At 57.7% G+C, this 971-nt stretch carries 1 rRNA gene; it reads right to left on the bottom strand.

The features are described from left to right. Window positions 1-971, bottom strand: a 23S ribosomal RNA gene (locus L0U85_RS20120); the annotation flags it as partial.

Here is a 971-nt window from a genome sequence, read left to right on the forward strand (position 1 = left end):
CCCGCTTAGATGCTTTCAGCGGTTATCGCTCCCGAACGTAGCCAACCAGCCATGCCCCTGGCGGGACAACTGGCACACCAGCGGTTCGTCCATCCCGGTCCTCTCGTACTAGGGACAGCCCTTCATCAAATCTCCTGCGCGCGCGGCGGATAGGGACCGAACTGTCTCACGACGTTCTAAACCCAGCTCGCGTGCCGCTTTAATGGGCGAACAGCCCAACCCTTGGGACCAACTCCAGCCCCAGGATGCGACGAGCCGACATCGAGGTGCCAAACCATCCCGTCGATATGGACTCTTGGGGAAGATCAGCCTGTTATCCCCGGGGTACCTTTTATCCGTTGAGCGACACCACATCCGTACGTCGGTGCCGGATCACTAGCCCCTGCTTTCGCACCTGCTCGACCCGTCGGTCTCACAGTCAAGCACCCTTCTACGCTTACACTCACCGACCGGTTTCCAACCGGCCCGAGGGTACCATTGGGCGCCTCCGTTACCATTTAGGAGGCAACCGCCCCAGTTAAACTACCCACCAGGCACTGTCCCCCGACCAGATCATGGCCGCGGGTGAGACACACTGTCAAATCAGAGCGGTATTTCACCAACACCTCCACCCCGACTAGCGTCGAGGCTTCCCAGGCTCCCGCCTATCCTACACAAACCAGACAATGGGTCAATACCAAGCTATAGTAAAGGTCCCGGGGTCTTTCCGTCCTGCCGCGCGAAACGAGCATCTTTACTCGTACTGCAATTTCGCCGAGCATGTGGTTGAGACAGCGGAGAAGTCGTTACGCCATTCGTGCAGGTCGGAACTTACCCGACAAGGAATTTCGCTACCTTAGGATGGTTATAGTTACCACCGCCGTTTACTGGCGCTTCAATTCACCACGACAGGCCAAAGCCCTAATGGATCCTCTTAACGTTCCAGCACCGGGCAGGCGTCAGTCCATATACCTCACCTCACGGCTTCGCAT

The organism is Glycomyces sp. L485, from assembly GCF_022548875.1.
In the GTDB taxonomy this organism is placed as follows: domain Bacteria; phylum Actinomycetota; class Actinomycetes; order Mycobacteriales; family Micromonosporaceae; genus Glycomyces.